The sequence below is a fragment of the Cellulomonas endophytica genome (genome assembly GCF_004123805.1).
GTDB lineage: Bacteria > Actinomycetota > Actinomycetes > Actinomycetales > Cellulomonadaceae > Cellulomonas > Cellulomonas endophytica.
Genome location: NZ_RWJX01000040.1, coordinates 1 through 20,791 on the forward strand (window position 1 = coordinate 1; position 20,791 = coordinate 20,791).

Genomic DNA, 20,791 nt, shown 5'->3' on the forward strand with positions numbered 1-20,791 from the left:
GTGCCGCCCCGCGCGAGCCGCGGCCCGACGGCGCCTCCCCGCGCACCCCGCGCCCGGAGGGTGCCGCTCCGCGCAAGCCGCGCCCGGAGGGTGCCGGCCCGCGCAAGCCGCGCCCCGAGGGTGCCGGCCCCCGCAAGCCACGGCCCGACGGTGCCGCCCCGCGCGCGCCCCGGCCCGAGGGCGCGGAGCCGCGGACGCCGCGCGCCGGCCGCCCCACGGGGTCGTCGGAGAGCGGGACGGGCACGGCGGAGTGAGGCACCCCGTCGGGCGTACCCCCGACGGCCACCAGCACGACCCGCACGGCGGGACGGTCACGCAGGACGCACGCACGGACGGAGAACGGTGATGACGACGACGCAGCCCGAGGTCCCCGAGGTCGGCAGGAGCGGCAACCGCCTGGAGGAGGAGGGCGAGATCGCCGCCGACTACCTCGAGGAGCTGCTCGACATCGCGGACCTCGACGGTGACATCGACATCGACGTCGAGCACGGTCGCGCCGCCGTCGAGATCGTGTCCGAGGACCCCGACGACCGCCGCCTGCGCCGGCTGGCCGGCCGCGACGGCGAGGTGCTCGAGGCCCTCCAGGAGCTGACGCGCCTGGCGGTGCAGGCCAAGACGGGCGAGCGCAGCCGGCTCATGCTCGACGTCGCGGGCTACCGCGCGGGGCGCCGCGCCGAGCTCACGACGGTGGCGGAGGAGGCGATCGAGCGGGTCCGCACGGGCGGCGCGGAGGTCGCGCTGGAGCCCATGAACGCCTACGAGCGCAAGGTGGTGCACGACGTCGTGTCGGCGGCCGGGCTCGTCAGCGACTCCGACGGCGTGGAGCCGCAGCGCTTCGTGGTGATCCGTCCGGCGTCCTGACGTGGAGGCGCAGGGGGGGTCGACCGTCGGGCCGGAGGGCGCCACGGGTGACGGCGCACGGTCGGGGGGTGACGAGGTCGACCCTCTGGACGGGGACCCCCGCCTACCCGAGTACTTCGGGGCGGCGTGGCCCGCGGTGCACGCCTTCCGGACGATGCTCGTCGGAGAGGGGGTGCTGCGCGGGCTCGTCGGACCGCGGGAGGTGGGCCGCCTGTGGGAGCGGCACCTGCTGAACTCGGCGGCCGTCGTCCCGCGCCTGAGCGGCAGCGCGCGCGTGATCGACCTCGGGTCGGGCGCGGGGATGCCCGGTGTCGTCGTCGCCGCGATGCTGCCGGAGACCGAGGTCGTGCTGCTCGAGCCGATGCAGCGGCGCACGGCGTGGCTGTCCGAGGTCGTCGGTGCCCTGGGGCTCGCGAACGCTCGGGTCGAACGGGGCCGGGCGGAGGACGTGGCCGGCCGCCTCACGGCCGACGTCGTCACGGCGCGCGCCGTCGCCTCGCTCGAGACGCTGTACGGGTGGGCGATGCCGTTGCTCCGGGTGGGCGGGCGGCTCGTCGCGCTGAAGGGTTCGCGCGCCGAGGAGGAGATCGCCGCCGGTTCCGTGGTGGGCGAGGCGTGGGGCGTCGACGACGTGCGCGTGGTCGAGGCGGGCACGCTCCCCGGGGTGGCGGGCACGCGCGTCGTGGAAGCGCGACGAGGACGTGACGTGTCCCCCCGCCGCGCGCCGGGCCACCGACGCACCGGCAGTCGGCGCTGAACAAGCCACACGACTTGTGACTGCTCGCTCGTGTGCGCTGGGCAGTCCACGTCGTCGTGGACGACGCGAGCGCCCCTGCTCTCACCTACATGAGGCGTCAGTGCGGCAAGGGTCTATCCGTGCGACCGATGCCGCGGGCTCGACATCCCACCCTCCGGCGCCGCTGCTCGGCCGCCCATTCGTGGGAGTCGAGGCGACTGGCCTGCACCGAGCGGGTGTGGTTCCACCGCTCCGTCACGGCAGGTGCCACGGCGCGTGTGCACCCGGCAGCGGTGGCGGCGCTGCGCTCCGCGGCGATGTCGGAGCTGATCGGTCCCGGCTGGTCGCCCCTGCAGCGGGGGACCGTACGGTTCGGTCGCTGAGGTGATCGATGCCGGCTCTCGGAGGGCGACCTGGGCGGATGCGTGTGGTGGGCCGGTCCGCTCGAGGGCGTGGTCCGCGCCAGTAGCAGACGGCAGATGGGGCCACGATCGTTGATGGTCTCCTTGTTTCACGTGGAACCGACGTGGGCCGCAAGGCCTGTAGGAGACCGGAAGAAGGCGGTCTCGACGGCCGCCGCGGCCCTCCGTCGCTACGTCGCAGATCTCCCTGCCGGCCGTGCGTGAAGCGGCCTTCTGATCTGGGCCGACGAGCGCAGACGACAGGTTTCCGACGCGACGTGCTCAGGCGGCCGGCAGCTCTGGCTACTAGGAGCGACCCCGGTCGACGGCGAGTGTGCGGCGGGCTCGGCGGGTCAGTGGACGACCAGCGTCGGAGAGCTACCGTCCTGGGTACGGGCGCGCTGTGGGTGGTCAGGCGCGCGACCTCGGCCACGTACTGGACGTGACGGCACTGGAAGTTGCGAGCTCTCCTCGGTGGCGGCTGGCCTGCAGATGCTGCGCCTCGCGACGTCGATCTTCGTCAGCCGGCGTTGGTGGACGGTGGGACTCCTGCCCGGGCGACGGTCCGCGCTGCGGCATCGAGAACACCCGGCGCCGGGCGTGCGGCACGTCGGCAGAATGGGCGATCCGCTCTCTGGGTTCGTGCGGCCGCCCCTCGTCCTCGAGGTTCCCGCGATCCCGCTCGCGGGCGGGGCACACGGCACCCACAGCGCGATCCTCCCCGTTCTCGAGGCGAACATGCGTCTTGGGTGAACCGCCGTCGCTCCAGGATGTGCCGCACATCCCCTTCCGCCGCGTGTCCACGGCGAGCCGCTGCTGACGTCTCCTCTCTCACGGCCGCCGCCGACGGGCTCTCGATGGCCACGATCGACTGCTGCTAGATGGTGGTACTGCTCGCCGTGCGGCTGCACCCGGGTGTCGGCGCCCACAGGCACTCGCGCGAGGACACCCACGATGTTCGAGATGCGTCGGCCGTGGCGCGTTCCCGTCCGAGTGGCCGCTGCGGCATCGCTGGCAGTTACCCGATGGAACTCTGCGGTGCTGAGGCCGCGAGCCACAGACCCTCATGCGCGCATGTTTCACGTGGAACAGCAGCTCGGGACGAGCCGGGCGGGTCCGATTGACGACGGTGTATCGGGCTCGGAAGAACATGCCGGTTCTTGAGGAACTGATGGAACCCGTGTACGGGGGGACCGAGTACGACGCGGCGCATTCCTCCCGGGTCAGCACGTCATGTCGGTCTGAACTGGCTGCAGTCGCCCTCGGAATCGTGGTCGAAGCCGCGTCGTCGTCCTTGACTCGACCGGTGAACTCGACCTGCGGGGCTCGCGCCCGTGGAGAAGTCTCGGGTGAGCGGGAACCTCCGGCAGGCGTAGTTCCTTCGCCGCCGCTCCCCGGTACTTGCACCACCGACGCCCCTCAAGGATGCAAAGGGACTACGGCCGCTTCCGACGAGACGTGAACCGGCATAGGGACCTGGTGACTCATGAAGGGCTCCTTCGTGTCTGCTGGCGCCCTGCCCCGGCGGATCGGAAGCCAGGCCATGCGGCGGTGGCAGGCTCACCGTCGATGTTCCACGTGAAACAGCGACGCGCTGTCTCTCCGCCATGTGAGTGACCGACGGACATCGGCGTGTGCGGGGGACCCGGGCGAGGATGCGGGCTAGGACGTGGGCCGGGGTGTGAGCGTGACCCTTCGGAACTCGGGCCGCTCGTTGAAGCGGGGCTGTCCAGGGCCGCCACCGCTCATGGTGCTCCGCTCCTCGCGATCCCCGGTGCATGCTCCGCCGCCCACACATGGGAGGGAGCACGCCCCATGCCTACGGTAGGGCGGCGGCCGCAAGGCTGAGGTAGGGCCGGTGTCCATGCATCTGGTGCCCGGAGGCTTGCGCTGCTCATCCATGCGCGGGACCGAAGGCTTGAACTGCTGTGCTGGGACGGCGGTGGAGCGGCGGGCGAGCCGGCCGCTCGATCCGGCGCGGTCCTCTGCCCAAGGAGCAGGTCCGGGAGCTCCAGGTTCGGCGGCACCGGATGGTGCGGTGAGGTATCGAGGCGTTCATGTCCGGGTGAGACCTCGGGGTTCCGGATCCTGAGTGAGCACCATGGTCCGCCGAGCACCGATGACGGTGCGTCTTCCCCGTGCCCGTACTCCTTCGCACTGCTCTGTGCGTCCCGCGTCGGGACTGCGACGGTCAACGATGTTCGCGTGTTCCACGTGAAACGGTGACGCGGCAGTCGGAGTCACGACATCACGCTGCCAAGGCCTTGCGGAGCTGAGCGACGTACCGGGTTCACCAGGTCGGTCCTCTGCTCGCGTTCGCGGGACGGTCTGCGGGGCTCGCTCGTCAGGGGCGCGCGGCCTGGAGTCCCGTCGCGCTACGTCGCAACGCGTAAGGGCGAGGCGGTGTTTCACGTGGAACGGCGAAGCCAGCGCGCCGGTGCCCGGGTCTGTCAGCCCCGGACAGTAGGCTCACCGGGCGTCGGGTCGTGGACCCGATGGGCCGAGAGGACCGGCCGCCTGCGGGCGGCGGGCCGCGTGCGGAGACCCAGGAGGACCAGCAGCGTGACGACCGACCGAGCCGGCACGTCGACGCGCGCCCCGCACGACGGCGACGACCGCAGCAGGGCGGAGCTGGCCGAGAGCCTCCCGCGGGCGGACGAGGACACGCCGCTGATGGCGGCGCTCCGCCAGGACGCGCGGCGGCGGATCGAGCTGCGCGGTCGGCGTCTCCCGCGACCGGACCAGACGCGGGTCATCACCGTCGCCAACCAGAAGGGCGGCGTGGGCAAGACGACGTCGGCCGTCAACCTGGCGGCGGCGCTGGCGCAGGCCGGCCTCGAGGTCCTGGTCATCGACAACGACCCGCAGGGCAACGCCTCCACGGCCCTGGGGGTCGAGCACCACGGCGGCACCCCCTCGGTGTACGAGGTCCTTGTCGATGGTCTCCCGATGGCGGACGCCGTGCAGGCGTCGCCGCACGTGGAGGGTCTGTGGTGCGTCCCGGCGACGCTCGACCTCTCGGGCGCGGAGATCGAGCTCGTATCCCTCGTCGCCCGTGAGACGCGGCTGCAGCGGGCGCTTGCCACCTACCTCCGGTGGCGCGACGAGCAGGGACTGCGGCGCCTCGACTACGTGCTGGTGGACTGCCCGCCGAGCCTGGGCCTGCTGACGGTGAACGCCTTCGTCGTGGGCCAGGAGGTCCTCATCCCGATCCAGTGCGAGTACTACGCGCTCGAGGGGTTGAGCCAGCTGCTCAAGACGGTCGACATGATCCGGGCTCACCTCAACCCGGATCTGCGGCTGTCGACCATCCTCCTGACGATGTACGACGGCCGGACGAACCTGGCCCGGGAGGTGGCGGACGAGGTGCGTCGGCACTTCCCCGACGAGACGCTCCGGACCACGGTCCCGCGCTCCGTCCGGGTCTCGGAGGCACCCAGCCACGGCCAGACGGTCGTCACCTACGACCCCGGGTCGTCCGGGGCCCTCTCCTACCTCGAGGCCGCCCGCGAGATCGCGGAACGCGGCCTGACCAGCACCGACGCGTCGACCACCGCCCCCGCCGGGCAGCAGGAGGACCAGTGAACGAGAAGCGCCGCGGGCTCGGTCGAGGGCTCGGCGCCCTCATCCCGCAGGGCCAGGACCCGGAGAGGCCGCGGGAGCGGCCGGTGGACGTGTTCTTCCCCGACTCCCGTGAGGGTGCGCTCGCGCCCGCCGCCGCGTCGGTCGCGGCCACGGCCGCGCCCGACACCGCCCGCGCGGACGCGGCGCCGGCGGGACCCGCGACGCCTGCCCGGCGTCGGGCGCGCGCCCAGGTGCCGGCGCTGTCCACGCAGACGTCCGCCGACCTGAGCTTCGGCCGGAAGGGCCGTGCGGCCACCGGCGCGGGCCAGGCCGAGGACGGCGGAGGTGGAACGGACGCGCCGTCGTCTCTTGACGAGAAGCGTTCTCGCAAGCGCGGCGCAGCCGGGGGCGTCGGGACGCCCTCCACCGGGGCGGGCACGGACGTGGTCCCGCAGGCAGACCCCACTGCCGAGCCGCACGGGACGCGCACGGTGCCCGTGGCGGGCGGCGCGGGCACGGACGCGACCGTCGTCGGCACCGCTCCGGGGGCACCCGGCAGCGACGCCGCTGCGCCGCCGGTGGTCGCTGCCGGCGCATCGGAGGTGGAGGACGCGGTCGACGACGGCCGGGCCGCCCGTGCGGACCTGCCCGGTGCCGCGACGCACGTGTCGGACGAGGACGTGGCCCGGGTCGACCTGCTGCCCGACCGGAGCGCGCCCGAGGACAGGGACGCCACCGGCACCGGTGACGACGCGGATGCGCAGGCGATCCTCGACGGCCGGGCCCTCGCGGAGGAGAGCGTGCCGGACGACGCCGACGAGGACGGCGGGCTGCGGCCCGTGCCCGGGGCCCGCTTCGTCGAGCTGCCCCTCGGTGCCGTCCGCCCGAACCCCCGCCAGCCCCGGCAGGTGTTCGACGTGGACGCGCTGGCGGAGCTCGTCGGCTCCATCGAGGAGGTCGGTGTCCTCCAGCCCGTCGTCGTCCGCGAGGCGGAGGACGGCTACGAGCTCATCATGGGCGAGCGCCGGTGGCGCGCGGCGCAGCGGGCCGGCCTGGACACGATCCCCGCGATCGTCCGCGAGACCGACGACGCCGACCTGCTGCGCGACGCGCTGCTCGAGAACCTCCACCGCGCGGAGCTGAACCCGCTCGAGGAGGCGGCCGCCTACCAGCAGCTCCTCGACGACTTCGGCTGCACCCACGAGGTGCTCGCCCAGCGCATCCACCGCTCCCGCCCGCAGATCTCGAACACCCTGCGCCTCCTGCGGCTGCCCGCCACGGTGCAGCGGCGCATCGCGGCCGGTGTCCTGTCCGCCGGCCACGCCCGCGCCCTCCTGGGGCTCACGGACGGCGCCGCGATCGAGCGGCTGGCGCAGCGGATCGTGGCGGAGGGCCTTTCCGTGCGCGCGGTCGAGGAGATCGTCGCCCTCGGCGTGGAGGACGCCGTCCAGCGTCGCGGCCCGCGGGCCAGGGCTGAGGACCCGTCGCTCGACGAGCTCGCCGGCCGGCTCTCGGACCGCTTCGAGACGCGCGTCAAGGTGAGCCTGGGCCGGACCCGCGGCCGCCTGACGGTGGAGTTCGCCTCCCGGGACGACCTCAACCGCATCCTCGCCAGCCTGGCGCCGGACGACCCGGGTCTCCTCGGCGCCTGACCGGGCGCGCGGGGGCAGGACGGCGAGGCGGCACGGCCGGGGCGGCTGCCGGCACGCCGTCGGACGGCTGCCGGCACGGCAGTCGGACAGCTGCCGTCACGCCGTCGGACAGCTGCCGTCACGCCGTCGGACGGCTGTCGGCACGCCGTCGGACGGCCGCCGGCACGCGGCGGCGGCCGTCCGGGACGTCAGTCGCGCAGCTCGGCCTCGACGAGAGCCCGGTACAGCGCGGGCAGCTCGTACCCGGCGGCCTCGGCCGACTGGGGCAGCAGCGAGGTCTCCGTCATGCCCGGCGCGACGTTCACCTCGAGGAACCACGGGGTGCCGTCCGCGTCGACGACGAGGTCCGTGCGGGACAGGCGCGCGAGCCCGAGCTCGCGGTGGGCCGCCACGGCGACCTCGCAGGCCCGTGCGACCACGTCGGGGTCGAGCCGGGCCGGCGTGAAGTACTCGGTGCGGCCGGGGTTGTAGCGCGCGTCGTAGTCGTAGGGACCGTCCGTGACGATCTCCACGGGCGGCAGCGCCACGGGCCCGTCCCCCGTGTCGACGACGCTCACGGCGATCTCCGTGCCCTGCACCGCCTGCTCGACCAGCGCGGTGTCGGAGTAGGAGAAGCAGTCGACCATGGCGTGGGGCAGGGCGGTCGTGTCCGTGACGAGGTTGACCCCGAGGGCGGAGCCGCCCTTCGACGGCTTCACGACGAGGGGCAGGCCGAGCCGTCGCACGAGGGCCTCGAGCACCTGCCCCGCACCGAGCTCGCGGAAGAGCGACTGCGGCAGGGTGACGAAGGCCGGGGTGCGGATGCCCGCCCGCTGCACGACGGTCTTGGCGACGGGCTTCGACCACGCCACCCTGCTGCCCTGCGGGCCCGTGCCGAGCACGCGGTGGCCGGCGAGCGCCAGGACGTCACGGACGGACCCGTCCTCGCCGCTCGCGCCGTGCAGCAGCGGCCAGACGAGGTCGGGCGTGAGCTCGTCGAGCGTGGGCAGGAGGCGCTGGTCGACGTCGAGGACCGTCACCTCCAGGCCCGCGGTGCGCAGCGCCTCGGCCACGCGGCGCCCGGACCGCAGCGACACGTCGCGCTCGTGCGACAGGCCGCCGGCGAGGACGACGAGACGGGGGGACGGGGCGTGGCTCACGCGGCGGGCTCCTGCAGGACGAGGGGGACGAGGACGGCGGCGGTGCGCCGGGTGGTCGAGCGGCTCGGGGTCCGGCGGATCACGACGCGTCGGGCGACGGGACCTGCACCTCGTCGTCGGGGCGATCGTGCGCGGTGCCGAACAGCTCCACGAGCTCGGCCTCCCCCGCGACGACGCCGGCGAGGCGGCGCACGCCCTCGCGGATCCGCTCGGGCGTGGGGTAGCAGTAGGACAGGCGCATGTGGTCGGCGCCGGAGCCGTCGAAGTAGAAGGCGGTGCCGGGGACGTAGGCGACGCGCGCGGTGACCGCGCGCGGGAGCATGTCCCGCGCGTCGAGCCCCTCGGGCAGCTTCACCCAGGTGTAGAAGCCGCCGGTCGGCACGGTCCAGGAGGCCTCGGGCAGGTACTCGGCCAGGGCGGACACGGTGGCGTCCCGCCGCTCGCGGTACTGCTCGCGGTAGACCTTGATCTGCCCCTTCCAGTCGCACGTGCGCAGGTAGGCGCTGATCGCGAGCTGGGAGGCGTTCGAGGGGCACAGGATGGCGGACTCGCTGGCGAGCACGAGCTTCTCGCGCACGGCGTGCGGGGCGACGGCCCACCCGACGCGGTAGCCGGGGGCGAAGGTCTTGGAGAACGACCCGAGGTAGATGACGCCCTCGTCGTCCATCGAGCGCAGCGCGGGCAGCACGTCGCCGTCGAAGGACAGCAGGCCGTAGGGGTTGTCCTCCAGCACGAGGACGCGGTGCCGGCGGGCGATCTCGAGCACGCGCGGGCGGCGCTCGAGCGCGAGGGACACCCCGCCCGGGTTGTGGAAGTTGGGGACGAGGTACAGCAGCTTGACGCGCCGCCCCTGCGCCGCGAGCCGCGTGAGCGTCTCGTCGAGCAGCTCCGGGACGATGCCGTGCTCGTCCATCGTCACGTGGACGACCTCGGCCTGGTACGCCCGGAAGACGCCGAGCGCCCCGACGTAGGACGGCGCCTCCGCCACGACGACGTCGCCCGGGTCGACGAAGACCCGTGTCACGAGGTCGAGCGCCTGCTGCGAGCCCGTGGTCACCACGACGTCGTCGGGGTGCGCCTCGATGTGCTCGAGCCGCATGACCTCGCAGATCTGCTCGCGGAGCGTCTCGTCGCCCTGGCCGGAGCCGTACTGCAGGGCGACGAGGCCCTGCGTGGCGACGACGCGCTGGGCGAGCTCCGAGAGCTGCTCCAGCGGCAGGCCGGCGAGGAAGGGCATCCCGCCGGCGAGGGAGACGACCTCGGGGCGGTTGGCGACGGCGAAGAGCGCACGGATCTCGGAGGCGCGCATGCCGTGGGTGCGCTCGGCGTACGCGCCGAACCACGGGTCCAGGCGCGTGCCGGCGGCGGCGGACGTGGGGGGCTGGCCCGACGTCTGTCGCGCGGGCACGGGCGGGGTGGTCATCCCGTCAGTGTCGCACGCGACCTCCCGCACCCGCCGTCAGGAACAGGCGGTGGGCGCCGCCGCGTCAACCGGCGAGCGCGGCCTCGAGGTGCTGGGCGAGGACGGGCTTGGGGCGCGCGCCGACGACGGACTCGAGCAGCTCGCCGTCCTTCCACACGTGCAGGGTCGGGATCGAGGCGATGCCGTAGTCGCGCACGAGCCGCGGGTTGCGGTCGGTGTCGACCTTGACGATGCGGGCCCGGCCGGCGTAGGTGCGCGCGAGCTCCTCGAGCACGGGCGCGACCGCGCGGCAGGGGCCGCACCACTCGGCCCAGAAGTCGACGAGGACGGGTACGTCGGCGTCGAGGACCAGCGCGTCGAACGTGTCGTCGGTGGCCGCGACGGTCCCGGTCGTGGCCGGACCGGTGGCGGGACCGGTGGCGGGCCCCGTCCCCGGTCCCGTCATCGGGCCTCGGCCGCCTCGCCGACCAGCACGGGCGCCTCCGTCGGGACCATGGGGTCCGGCACGCCCGGCGCCGCGTCGGCCAGCGCCGCCAGGTAGTGCTGGGCGTCGAGGGCCGCCGCGCAGCCCGAGCCGGCGGCGGTGATGGCCTGGCGGTAGGTGTGGTCGACGACGTCACCCGCGGCGAAGACGCCCTCGAGGTTCGTCAGCGTCGACCGGCCGAGGACCTCGATGTAGCCGTTCTCGTCGAGGTCCACCTGGCCGCGCAGGAGGTCGGTGCGGGGCAGGTGACCGATGGCGACGAAGAGCCCGGTGGCGGCGACCTCGCGGGTCTCGCCCGTCACCGTGTCCCGCAGCGTGACGCCCGAGACCTTCTCCTCACCGTGGACCGCGGTCACCTCGGAGTTCCAGGCGAAGGAGATCTTCGGGTCCGCGAAGGCGCGGTCCTGCATGATCTTGGAGGCCCGGAGCTGGTCGCGGCGGTGGACCATGAGGACGCTGCGGCCGAAGCGCGTGAGGAACGTGGCCTCCTCGACGGCCGAGTCGCCGCCGCCGACCACGACGATGTCCTGGTCGCGGAAGAAGAAGCCGTCGCAGGTGGCGCACCAGGAGATGCCGCGACCGGACAGCGCGTCCTCCTCGGGCAGGCCGAGCTTGCGGTACTCCGATCCCGTGCTGAGGATGACGGCCCGGGCCAGGTACTCGTCGCCCGTGGCGGTGACGATGCGCTTCGGGTCGCCGGTGAGCTCGAGCTCCGTGGCGTCGTCCCAGACGATCTCCGCGCCGAACTTCTCGGCCTGCGCCCGCATGTTCTCCATGAGGTCGGGGCCCTGCACGCCCTCGGGGAAGCCGGGGAAGTTCTCGACTTCCGTGGTGTTCATGAGCCAGCCGCCGGCCGTCACGGAGCCCGCGATGACGACGGGTCGCAGCCCGGCGCGCGCCGCGTAGATCGCGGCGGTGTAGCCCGCGGGGCCCGAGCCGACGATGACGAGGTCGCGGACGACGGGGGCGTCGGTGGAGGACGTGCTGGTCACGGCGGGACTCCCGGGGGTGGAGGGCAGGTGTGCTGGCCTGTCCAACAGATGGTAGAGGCGGTCTGTTCCGGACGCCGGTGGGTGCCCGGGGGTGCCCCGCGGGTGCCGGCGGGCGGCTCAGGAGACGGCGACCTCCGCGACCTCCAGGCGGAACTGCGCGCCGTCCGGCGCCGGCGGGAGGTCGGTGAACCACAGGACGAGCGAGGCCGTCTCCGTCGGCGCGGCGAGCGTCAGCACGGTCTCGGGCGCCAGGGGCCCGGAGGCGAGGACGTCGCCGGCGGTGGGGGCGGAGGTGTCCGTCGCGCGCACCTCGACCGCACCCCCCGTGTTGTTGGTCCGCAGCGTCACGGTGGTGACGGTCGCCGGGGCCTGCAGCGTCACCGCGAGCCCCACCGCGTCCTTGAGCCCCCCGAAGTCGGACGAGCGGTAGGTGAAGGTGAACCACGCGGTGGCGGGGTCGCCGTCGACCGCCTGGCCGACGACGTCCTCCTTCTCGCCCGCGCCGGGGTCGCTCGGGTCGATGGACGTGAGGCCGGCGACGACGGGCGCCACCGGCGCCGGGGCCTCCACCGGCGGTGCCTCCGCGGCGGGGGCCTCGGGGGCGGCCGTGCCGGCGTCGGCGGTCGGTGCGGGGTCGCCGGCCGCGTCGCCCCGCACCGGGGCGAAGAGCTCGCGGGTCGCGAACGCGACGCCGCCCACGACGAGGAGCAGCACGAGCAGGAGGGCGACGAGCGGCGCGTCGACGCGGGGCCGGCGGGGGCGCTCGTCCTCGTCGACCTGGCCGATCACGTCCCACTCGCCGCCGGGGACGTCCCCGGGGTCGCCCGGGACGCCGTCGACCGGCGCGCCGCCCGCGGTGGTCGCGACGGTCCCGCCCGCTCCACCGGCCGCGCCCCCGCCCGGCGCGACGAGCGGTGCCGGCAGGAGCTCCTCGGCGTCCTCGTCGGGGTGCCCGCCCTGCCGCCGCAGCGCGACGGGGACGCGGCGCGGCCCGGCGGGGGCCGCCGGCTCCCCGACCGCGCCCGGCCCGAGGTCGACGACGGAGTCGGCGAGCGCCACGGATCCCGTGTGCGCGGCCGGCTCCTCGACGTCGGCGCGCGCGTCCGGCCCGGTCGGGTCCGGCGCACCGGTGCTCCCGCCCGCCCCGGGGCCCGGCTCCGTGGTCGTGCCCGTGGGCCCTGTGGCCGGCCCCGACGCACCGGCGCCGCCCGCGTCGGCGTCCCTCACGACGACGGGCGTCCCGCCCGGCGGCGTGGCGGCGCGGGCCGCCGGGCCGAAGGGGTCGGGCAGCGTCGAGCCCCCGCCGGCGGCGGCCACGGCACCGGTTGCGGCACCGAGAGCCCCTCCGCCGGGGGCCGAGCGGGGGACGGCGCCGGTGACCGGACGGACGGGCCGGTGCCGCGGGGGGAAGGCCGGCGGCGGGGTCCCGGGCCGGGTGTCGCCCCGGCGGTCGCCGCTGCCCAGGACGGTGCGCACGGACGTGCGCCGGACGGGCGGCACCGCGGCGGCGGGCCCGTCCGACGACCCGGGCGACGCGTCGGGCGCCCCGTCGGCGTCGGTGTCCGTCCCCGTGCCCGTCCTCGTGCCCGTCCCTATGCCCGTCCCCGTGCCCGTGCCCGTCCCTGGGTCGGCCGACGCCCCGGCACCCGGGACCGGGCCGCTGCCGTCGCCGGGATGCGTCGCACCGGACGGGGACGCGTCGTCGTGCCCTGCCTCGTGCCCCTGCGCGCCGTCGACGCCCACGTCGTGCCCCTCTCCGCCCGCCGTCCTGCCGTGCTCCGGCGCTGTGGCCCCGGGCGCCACGGCGCTCCGGCCGTCGGCGCCGTCGTCGGCACCCTCGTCGGCACCCTCGTCCCGGTCCCCGTCCGCCGGCGCGCTCCCGTCGGACCCGTGCCGGTGGCCCCCGAGACCCATGACCTCGGCCCAGCTCCGCACGACCCCCCAGCCGAGCCCCGTGCCCGTCCCCGAGCGCCCCGCAGCGGCACCCGTCACGACCGCGGCAGCGCCCGCCGCGGCGACGCCGGCCCCGGCCCCGGCCGCCGCCGGCTCCGCCCAGGGGCCCGGTGCGTCGGCGCCGGTGTGCGCGTCCGGCGCGGCGGCGTCGGCGGCTCCGGACAGCACGATCTCCGCGCCGCCGCCGGGCGTCGCGCGGCTCGCCCGGATCTCGCCCCACGGCTCGAGGTCCTGGACGAGGTCGCCCGGCGTGTGGGGGCCGTCGTCGTGGGGGCCCAGGGTCACCGCGCACAGCGTGTCGAGGTCGTTCGGCACCCCGACGACGAGGTCCGCCGGCGGCACGGCGACGCCGTCGACGACGGGCGCGGGCGGCAGGGAGGCGACCGCGACCGCACCGCCGCGCGCGAGCGTGTCCCCGGCGGCCGTGGTGCCGTCCTCGTCGCGGTCCGGCCCGGACACGGGCCCGCGCCGCGGCCCGGACACCGGCCCGGACACCGGCCCTGGCCCCTCGTCGGGACCCGCGGTGCCCGGAGGGGCCGGCCAGCGCCCGGTGAGCGCGGCGTAGAGCAGCCGGACGAGGTCGAGGGTGTCCGCGCGGCTCGTGCGGCGGGCGTCCGTGTCCGTGCGCCCCAGCAGGGCGCCGTCGAGGCCGAGGCCCGTGAGGACGACGCGCCCGCCCGGCGTCACGTGCAGGGCGGAGGGCCGCAGCGCGAGGTGGTGCACCCCGCGGCGGCGGGCGACCTCGAGGGCGGCGGCGGCCTCCCCGACGAGGGCGCGCGCCTGCTCGCCGGTCAGCGGGCCGTGGGCGGCGAGCCGGGCCAGGTCGGGGCCGTCGACGTGCTCCGTGACGACGTAGCCCGTGGCCGTGCCGTCCTCGGCGGTGTGGGTGCCGACGTCCACCACCCGCACCAGCCGGGGGTCGAGGACGAGCGCGGCGCGGCGGGCGGCGTCGAGGGCCCGGGCCACGGCGCCCGTGTGCAGGAGGACCGCGCGGACCGGCCGGTCGAGGATCTGGTCCGTCGCGTCCCAGGTGGAGGCGCCGGGCAGGTCCCCGGGCACGGGCGCGCCCAGCCGGTAGCGGCCGGCGAGCAGGCTCCCCGGCCCGACGGCCTCAGACACGTCGCACCCTCCGTCCGGCGGCGGACCGGCACCGCACGCCGGGCCGGCCCCTGCATGCTACGGGGCGTCAGCGCCGCCGCAGGACGCGCGACACGGCCCGCAGCGCCGGCCCCGCGAGCGTGTCGAGCTCGCGGACGTGCAGCAGCCGCAGCACCGCGACGTACAGCCCGCCCATGAGGGCCCCGACGACCACGCAGGCCAGCAGCGCCCCGAGCGGCGACGCCGGTTCCACGACGCGGTGCAGCCCCGCGAGGGCGGCGGCCCCGGCGCCGGCCGCGACGAGCGCGCCGATCGTGACCCGCACGTGGGTGCGCACCACGTGGAACGCGTCGACGCCGCCGAGACGCCGGTGGAGGCGGACGAGCGAGACGACCGTGCCGAGGGCGTAGGAGACGGACATGGCCACGCCGGCGCCGACGACCCAGTCCTCGCGCGGCAGGAACGCCCGCCCCAGGAGCGTCCCGACCCCGACCACGGCCGCCATGGCGACCTGCGTGGGGATGAGGCCGCGCGCGTCCTCGTCGGCGTAGTAGACGCGTTGGCACAGCGACCAGGCGCCGAAGAACGGCAGCCCGACGAGCATCGCGACGACGACCCGCGCGACGACCTCCGCGTCGCCGGGCGGGGCGCTGATGAGGATGAGGCGGGTCACGGGCTCGGCGAGGACGACGAGGAGCGCGGTGGCGGGGACCGTGAACAGGCCCACGGTGCGCAGGCCCAGGGAGAGCGTCGCGCGCACGCCGGCGACGTCCCCGTCGTGCGCCTGCCCGGACAGGCGCGTGAACAGGGCCGTCGCCAGGGACACGGTCACGAGCGAGTGCGGCAGCATGAAGACGAGGAAGGCCTGGTCGTAGGCGAAGACGCCCGCCACCCCCTGCGTCCTGCCCGCGGTGGCCTCCGTCGCGACGCGCGAGACGACGAGGTACCCGACCTGCCCGACGAGCAGCCCGACGAAGGTCCAGGTCGACGTGGCGCCGGCGCGGCCGAGGCCCGAGCCGCGCAGGCCCAGGCGCGGGCGGTAGCGGATGCCGGCCCGGCGCAGGGCGGGCAGCAGCACCAGCGCCTGCGCGACGACGCCGAGGGTCGCGGTGGCGCCGAGCGTCGTGACGGCCGCGGGCGTCCAGGCCTCGGCGCGCACGAGCCCCGAGCCCTCCGCGGGCCCGAACGCGGCGATGAAGACGCCGAACCCCACGAGCGCGACGACGTTGTTGACGACGGGCGCCCACATGTACGGGCCGAAGGAGCCGCGGGCGTTGAGCACCTGGCCGAGCAGCGCGTACACGCCGTAGAAGAACAGCTGGGGGATGCACCACCAGGCGAACGCGACGGCGAGGTCGCGCCGGGCGGGGTCGCCGGGGTCGGTGTAGAGGTCGACGAGCAGCGGCGCGGCGAGCGTGAGCCCGACGGCGACCACCGCGAGGGCGGCGAACCCGAGGGTGAGCAGCCGGTCCACGTACTCGCGCCCGCCGCCGCGCTTGAAGGCGCGGACGACCTGCGGCACGAGGACGGCGTTGAGCAGCCCGCCCGCCAGCGTCAGGTAGAGGATGTTCGGGAGCTTGTTCGCGACGGCGAAGGCGTCGGCGGCCTGGCCCGTGGCCCCCACGGCCCCGACGAGGACCATCCCGCGCAGCAGCCCGAGCACGCGGGACACGGCGGTGCCCGAGGCCATGAGGGCGGCCCCCCGGCGGACCCCGCCGTCGCGCGGCTCGTCGGGCCCGTCGTCCACCGTGGTGCCGGCGTCGTCGCGGCTCACGCGGCTCCCCCCGCCGGCGGCGTGGTCGTGGCCGTCCCGCCCCGCCGGCCGAGGCCCCGGCTGGCGCCCTGGCCGCGCCGGACCGTGCGGACGACGCCGACGACGAGCCCCACCGCCAGGACCGCGCCCACGACGGCCGTGCCGACGCTCTCGATCGTCGGCGAGAGCCGGGCCTCGAACGTGACGGGGGCGGAGACCGGCTCGCCGTCGGCGCCGGTGAGGACGGCCGTGACGCGGACGTCGCAGTTGGCGCGGGCCTCGAAGGGCACGGGGACCGTGATCTCCCCGCCGGCGGGGACCGTCACCGCGGGGACGTCCCCGACCCCGAGGCAGGCGGTCGCGGGCTCGACGCGCAGCAGGACGGTGGCGTCCGTGGGCAGGGAGCTGCGGACGGAGAAGCGGTAGGGCGCCTCCGCGGCGATGACGTTCACCGTGCTCACGGGCGCGAGGTCCAGCCCGCCGCGGCGGGCGGCGAGCGCGTCGACGACCGTCGCGACGGCGGCCTCGCGCCCCTCGGGGTCGGACCGCCAGGCCACCGAGAGGGGGGACAGGGCGGCCGCGTCGACGCCGTCGAGCAGGACGGCCGGGTCGGCCGCCACGCCCGCGAACGCGACCGTCGCGGCGCGCGCGTCGGCGAGGGCCCGCACCTGCGCGGCGGGGGCGGCCCCGGCCGACAGGTCCCGCGCCGGCGCGGACGAGGAGGCGGTGGGCGCCGGGTCCGCGCGGGTGCCCGACGGCGCGGGGGCGGGGGTCGCGGCCGCCTCGTCGCGGGCGCCGTCGACGAGACCCGACAGCGGCGTCGTCGTCACCCAGGGGGCCGCCGCCAGGGCGTCGAGGAGGGGGCCGGCGAGCGCGGGGTCGACCGCGGCGGCCCGGTCGGGCGCCACGAGCACGCCGCGCCCGGCCTCCGTGGCCGCCCGTGCGCGCACCGCGGTCTCGGCCAGGGCGCGCTGCGCGGCCGCGGCGGGCGTGAGCGGGGCGTCGTCGGGGTCCGTCCCGGCGCCCGCGAGCAGGTCGGAGAGCACCGGGTCGGGCCCGACGACGGTGAGCGGTGCGCCCGCGGTCGTGACGGACCGGAGGGCGGCCCCGTCGCTCCCCGCCCCCGTGACGGCGACCGGCGCCGGCGGGGCGACGACGAGCCGGGCCCCCGCGGGTCCGGCGGCGGTCCACGCGCCCGAGCCGAGCAGGTCCTGCGTCGTGGCGTCGAGGGGGTCGGCCGACCACACCAGCGGACCCTGGGTGGCGAGGTCCGTCGTGGCCGCCAGGTCCTGCGCGGCGGCGAGCAGCTCGCCGCGGCCGGCCCGCGCCACGGCCGCGACGTCGGGGTCGGCCCACGGCAGCGTCCACACCTCGTGGCCCTCGACGCCCGCCAGGGGGCCCCCGCCGGGCCCGTCGGCGTCCGCCCCGTCGCCCTCGGCACCCCTGCCGGCACCGGCCCCGGCCGCGCCGACGAGCACCGGGTCGACCGCGTAGGTGACGTCCCGCCCGGCGCCGAGCGCGAGCGCGTCGGCGGTGGCGTCCCCCAGGTCCGACGGCGACGGCGTCGTGCCGTCCGCGCCGGAGCCCTCGTCGCCGGCCGTGCCGGACCCCGTGCCGGACCCCGAGCCGCCGTCCGAGCTGCCGTCCGTGCCGTCCTCGCCCGGCTCCGCGGCCACGACCTCCCCCGGGGCGTCGGCCGCGCCGTCCGTCGCGGGGCCGGCCGGGTCCGCGGTCGCGTCGTCGGTCGCGTCGTCGGTCGCCCCGGCCGTCGCGTCGCCCGCGCCCGCCGTCGCGACCGGGGCGGCGAGGGGCTCCGCGGTGCCGGCCGGGAGCGCGACCGAGGCCGGGGCCGTCAGCGGCAGCAGCACGGCGACGCGTGCCTGCGGCAGCGTCCCCGCCGGCCGCCACAGCACGTAGGTCCGCACGAGCCCGACGAGCGTGCGGCCGACCGTCACGTCCACGGCCAGTCCGCGCGGTCCCCACACGTCGGGCAGGTCGAGCAGGCGGACGTCCGCCGCGGGCAGCGGGAGGTCGACGGTCGCCGACGCCCCGGGGGCGAGGGTGCCCTCGACGACCGTCTGCGCGACGCGCTGCCCGGCGGACTCCGTCGGACCGGCGTCGGCCCAGGCCGCCACCTCGTCCGCCCCCGCCATGCGGAACCGCGACAGGAGCAGGGAGACGCGGGGGGAGTCGAGGTCCTCGTCGGAGTCGTTGCGGACGGTGGCGCGGACGAGGAGGTCCTGGCCGGGCTCGAGCACCTGGGGCGCCACGGCGTCGAGGCGGACCGTGACGGGCAGCGACGCCTCCTCGGCCGCCCGCGCGGCGGGTGCGGTGGCGACGCCGGCCACGACGGAGGCCAGGACGGCGACCGTCGGGGCCGCGACGAGGCCCAGCACCGTCGCGACGGCCGCCGTCACCGCGGCCAGGGCGCGCCCGCCACGGGGGCGGGCGGCCGCGCGCGCGGTCACGGCGCGTCGACGAGGAGCGTCAGCGCGGTGTGGGCGAGCCGGCGCTCGTTGGGGTAGGCGAGCCGGTCGGGCAGCGCCGCGACGGGCACCCAGGCGGCGTCCTCGGCCTCGCCGTCGGGGTCGCCCTCCACGGACAGCTCGCCGCCGACGGCGCCGAGCAGGAAGTGGTGCACGACCTTGTGCACGCGGCGGTCGTCGCCGCTGAACCAGTAGTCGATGACGCCGAGCCGGCGCAGGATCCGGCCGTCGATGCCGGTCTCCTCGGCGATCTCCCGGACGGCCGCCTCCTCGGGCGTCTCGGCGCCCTCGAGGTGCCCCTTGGGCAGGCACCACTCGAGGCGGCCGGCCCGGTTGCGGCGCGCGATGACGGCCGCGAGGAAGACCCCGTCCTCCTGCGTCACGACGAGACCGCCGGCCGAGGTCTCGTCGACGACGGGCAGCGCCGTCGCCCGGCGCGGGGGCGTGGCCTGCGGGTCGATGCGCAGCGGGTGCCCGCCGGGCGGGTGGGGCGCGGGTCCGCGCGGCGCGGGGGCCCCCCGAGGGGCCGGGGGCGTCGCGGCGCTGGACATGCCCGCCACTGTAACCGCCGGACCTGCACCGCCCCTCCGTCCCCGCGTCCGCCGCGCGGTCCCGGCGGGTGCCGGGGCAGTCCTTGCGGGCGCCGGGGCCGTCCCCGCGGGCGCCGGGACCGTCCCTGCGGGCGCGCGGGCCGGTCTGGCAGGCTTGACCCCCGTGCCCGACCCTCTCGCCCCCGTGCCCGGACCCACCGCCGGCAGCCCCGTCGACGCCCCCGCGCCCGAGGCGGTCGAGGCGCTGCGCCGGCGGGCGCTCGCGGTCCTGGCGGCCCTCCCCGCGGAGGCCCGGGAGCTGGGCGAGCGGTTCCGCGCGGCGGGGCACGAGCTCGCGCTCGTCGGCGGTCCCGTGCGCGACGCCTTCCTCGGCCGGTCCTCGGCCGACCTCGACTTCGCCACCTCGGCGCCGCCGGAGGCGACGCAGGCGCTGCTCGCCCGGTGGGGCGACGCCCACTGGGACATCGGCAAGGCGTTCGGCACGATCGGGGCGCGGCGGCGCACGCGCGGCACGGGCCCCGACGTGGACGTCGTCGTCGAGGTGACGACCTACCGGACCGACCGCTACGACCCGGCGTCGCGCAAGCCCGTCGTCGAGTACGGCGACAGCCTCGAGGGCGACCTCTCCCGCCGGGACTTCACGGTCAACGCCATGGCCGTGCGGCTGCCCGAGCTCGCCTTCGTCGACCCCTTCGGCGGCCTCGACGACCTCGCGGCCGGCCTCCTGCGCACCCCGATCGCGCCCGACCGCTCCTTCGACGACGACCCGCTGCGGATGATGCGCGCCGCGCGCTTCGCCGCCCAGCTCGGGATGCGCCTGGACCCCGCCGCGGACGCCGCGATCCGTGCCATGGCGGACCGCATCTCCATCGTCTCCGCCGAGCGCGTGCGCGACGAGCTGGTCAAGCTCCTGCTGGCGGACCGGCCGCGGCCGGGGCTGGAGCTCCTCGTCGACTCCGGGCTGGCCGCGCACGTCCTGCCCGAGCTGCCCGCCCTCCAGCTCGAGATCGACGAGCACCACCGGCACAAGGACGTCTACCAGCACTCGCTCACCGTGCTCGAGCGGGCGATCGCGCTCGAGACCGGCGCCGACGGCCCCGTGCCGCGCCCCGACCTCACCCTGCGGCTGGCGGCGCTGCTGCACGACGTCGGCAAGCCGCGGACCCGCCGCTTCGAGCCCGGCGGCGGCGTGAGCTTCCACCACCACGAGGTCGTGGGCGCCAAGCTCGCCGCCGCCCGGCTCAAGGCCCTGCGCTTCGACCGGGCCACGGTGAAGGACGTCGCGCGGCTGACGGAGCTGCACCTGCGCTTCCACGGCTACGGCGAGGGCGAGTGGACCGACAGCGCGGTGCGCCGCTACGTCACGGACGCCGGCCCGCTGCTCGAGCGCCTGCACCGTCTGACCCGCTCGGACTGCACCACGCGCAACGTCCGCAAGGCGCACCGGCTCCAGGCCGCCTACGACGACCTGGAGACCCGCATCGTCCGGCTCCAGGAGGCGGAGGAGCTCGCCGCGGTGCGGCCGGACCTCGACGGCACGCAGATCATGGCCGCCCTCGGGCTGCCGCCCGGGCGGGAGGTCGGCGAGGCGTACCGGTACCTGCTCGGCCTGCGGATGGACCGGGGCCCGCTCGGGGAGGACGTCGCCCGCGAGGAGCTGCTGCGCTGGTGGGCGGCGCGCACGCCCCCCGCCTGAGG

13 protein-coding genes are annotated in these 20,791 nt (G+C 76.6%); 5 read left to right on the top strand and 8 right to left on the bottom strand.

Annotated elements, in window-relative coordinates; translation table 11 throughout:
• Positions 1 to 345 precede the first annotated feature (345 nt).
• The 4 genes from EJA20_RS12080 (at position 346) to EJA20_RS12095 (ending at position 7,214) form a co-directional block, all read left to right on the top strand.
• Positions 346 to 861 (top strand): Jag family protein, encoded by a 516-nt coding sequence (locus EJA20_RS12080; protein ID WP_129338402.1) that lies wholly within the window; start codon positions 346 to 348, stop codon positions 859 to 861.
• A 1-nt stretch (position 862) separates the two neighbouring features.
• Entirely contained in the window at positions 863 to 1,618 is a 756-nt protein-coding gene (rsmG, locus tag EJA20_RS12085; protein WP_240675450.1) for a 16S rRNA (guanine(527)-N(7))-methyltransferase RsmG, read from the top strand.
• Positions 1,619 to 4,560: 2,942 nt separating this feature from the next.
• Entirely contained in the window at positions 4,561 to 5,583 is a 1,023-nt protein-coding gene (locus EJA20_RS12090; protein ID WP_276319542.1) for a ParA family protein, read from the top strand.
• A gap of 422 nt (positions 5,584 to 6,005) precedes the next feature.
• Positions 6,006 to 7,214: a ParB/RepB/Spo0J family partition protein gene (locus tag EJA20_RS12095; RefSeq protein ID WP_420836431.1), complete on the top strand. Its 1,209-nt coding sequence runs from the start codon at positions 6,006 to 6,008 to the stop codon at positions 7,212 to 7,214.
• A gap of 188 nt (positions 7,215 to 7,402) precedes the next feature.
• Here the strand turns inward: EJA20_RS12095 and EJA20_RS12100 are convergent, their stop codons facing one another.
• From EJA20_RS12100 to EJA20_RS12135, 8 genes are all read right to left on the bottom strand, one after another.
• Positions 7,403 to 8,353, bottom strand: coding sequence for a D-alanine--D-alanine ligase family protein (locus tag EJA20_RS12100; RefSeq protein WP_129338403.1), 951 nt, complete (start codon positions 8,351 to 8,353; stop codon positions 7,403 to 7,405).
• 79 nt (positions 8,354 to 8,432) lie between these two features.
• Positions 8,433 to 9,776: an aminotransferase-like domain-containing protein gene (locus EJA20_RS12105; protein WP_129338404.1), complete on the bottom strand. Its 1,344-nt coding sequence runs from the start codon at positions 9,774 to 9,776 to the stop codon at positions 8,433 to 8,435.
• Positions 9,777 to 9,840: 64 nt separating this feature from the next.
• On the bottom strand, positions 9,841 to 10,221 hold the full coding sequence (gene trxA / locus EJA20_RS12110; protein WP_129338405.1) for a thioredoxin: 381 nt from the start codon (positions 10,219 to 10,221) through the stop codon (positions 9,841 to 9,843).
• A complete protein-coding gene (gene trxB, locus EJA20_RS12115; protein ID WP_129338406.1) occupies positions 10,218 to 11,252 on the bottom strand; it encodes a thioredoxin-disulfide reductase in 1,035 nt (344 codons plus the stop codon). The genes trxA and trxB overlap by 4 nt, the downstream gene beginning before the upstream one ends.
• A 117-nt stretch (positions 11,253 to 11,369) precedes the next feature.
• A complete protein-coding gene (locus EJA20_RS12120; protein ID WP_129338407.1) occupies positions 11,370 to 14,324 on the bottom strand; it encodes a protein kinase family protein in 2,955 nt (984 codons plus the stop codon).
• A gap of 67 nt (positions 14,325 to 14,391) precedes the next feature.
• On the bottom strand, positions 14,392 to 16,077 hold the full coding sequence (gene murJ / locus EJA20_RS12125; RefSeq protein WP_240675451.1) for a murein biosynthesis integral membrane protein MurJ: 1,686 nt from the start codon (positions 16,075 to 16,077) through the stop codon (positions 14,392 to 14,394).
• Positions 16,074 to 18,524: a DUF6049 family protein gene (locus EJA20_RS12130; protein WP_129338408.1), complete on the bottom strand. Its 2,451-nt coding sequence runs from the start codon at positions 18,522 to 18,524 to the stop codon at positions 16,074 to 16,076. The genes murJ and EJA20_RS12130 overlap by 4 nt, the downstream gene beginning before the upstream one ends.
• Positions 18,521 to 19,093 carry an NUDIX hydrolase gene (locus EJA20_RS12135; RefSeq protein WP_129338409.1) on the bottom strand — a complete coding sequence of 191 codons (573 nt, stop codon included), beginning with the start codon at positions 19,091 to 19,093 and terminating at the stop codon, positions 18,521 to 18,523. Before EJA20_RS12135 ends, EJA20_RS12130 begins: the two co-directional genes overlap by 4 nt.
• Positions 19,094 to 19,277: 184 nt before the next feature.
• Here EJA20_RS12135 and EJA20_RS12140 point away from each other — a divergent pair, with 184 nt between their 5' ends.
• Entirely contained in the window at positions 19,278 to 20,789 is a 1,512-nt protein-coding gene (locus tag EJA20_RS12140; RefSeq protein ID WP_129338410.1) for a CCA tRNA nucleotidyltransferase, read from the top strand.
• Positions 20,790 to 20,791: the final 2 nt, after the last annotated feature.

Coding starts and splice junctions, on each gene's coding strand:
- EJA20_RS12105 (WP_129338404.1), bottom strand. CDS start 9,776: ATGACCACCCCGCCCGTGCCCGCGCGACAGACGTCGGGCCAGCCCCCC.
- EJA20_RS12135 (WP_129338409.1), bottom strand. CDS start 19,093: ATGTCCAGCGCCGCGACGCCCCCGGCCCCTCGGGGGGCCCCCGCGCCG.
- EJA20_RS12080 (WP_129338402.1), top strand. CDS start 346: ATGACGACGACGCAGCCCGAGGTCCCCGAGGTCGGCAGGAGCGGCAAC.
- trxA (WP_129338405.1), bottom strand. CDS start 10,221: ATGACGGGACCGGGGACGGGGCCCGCCACCGGTCCCGCCACCGGTCCG.